Source organism: Pyxidicoccus fallax, from assembly GCF_012933655.1.
GTDB classification, from domain to species: domain Bacteria; phylum Myxococcota; class Myxococcia; order Myxococcales; family Myxococcaceae; genus Myxococcus; species Myxococcus fallax.
Window position 1 is genome coordinate 1 of sequence record NZ_JABBJJ010000738.1, and the last position, 853, is coordinate 853.

Sequence of the window (853 nt, forward strand, 5' to 3'; positions counted from 1 at the left end):
GGCCCCCTCCTCCTGCCCGGGCTTCGCCACCACCGGCGTCGTGTAGTGCCAGAAGGGCAGCCGGTAGACAGTGACACCGCCCACGGTGCTCACCTTCGTCAGCTCGGAGAAGTGTCCGTCCTTCGCGTACACGAGGTACTGGTGGTCCACGCCCGGCAGCGTGAGGGAGACGTGCATGTCCACGTAGCCGTCGCGGGCCTCGGGCTCCTCGGGGTGGTGGTCGTTGTGGGGGCCCGAGTAGTCGCCGGGGCCGTAGCACAGCACCTGGATGCCCCACTTGCGCCGCAGGGTGCGCCCCGTCACCACGGCGGCGAAGGCGGCGAAGGTGTCCGAGCGCATCATGTCCGTGAGGCCCACGGCCTCGGCGGCGCGGTAGGAGCGGGAGCGGCGGTTCTCCAGGAGCGCGGTGCGCACGCGCACCGTCTTGGGCAGCAGCTCCATGTAGTTCATCGTCATCCCGGAGATGGAGTCATGGGGGATGGGGTCCTCCATGGGCACCAGGGTGTCGCGCAGGGCGGCGTCCAGGGCGTCGCGGCAGGCCACGGCGCGGGCCGGGTCGATGACGCCCTGCAGCGCCACGAAGCGCCGCTCCGGGTCCAGCAGCGCGCCCGTCAGCTCGCGGTCCCTGCCCTCCAGGATGCGGCGGCCCTTGGGGGTGAGCAGGTCGGCGAACTCGGCGGGGAAGGTCTTCTTCATGGGGCGGAACATAGCGGCCCCGCTCGGGAGTGCACGTGCCTTGGGAGCGGACGGACGCAACCTCGGGCCGGGCCCGCGCGATAATCCCCGGCAGGCCGACTTCTGGAGACGCCCCCCCACCATGGACCCCATCCGCAGCCGCCCCCGAGTCCTGACC

The 853-nt window shown here is 71.7% G+C and carries 1 protein-coding gene; it reads right to left on the minus strand.

All coding sequences use genetic code 11. The features are described from left to right. On the minus strand, positions 1 to 696 hold a 696-nt coding region (locus HG543_RS53900; RefSeq protein ID WP_169352708.1), incomplete at its 3' end, for a hypothetical protein. Positions 697 to 853 lie beyond the last annotated feature (157 nt).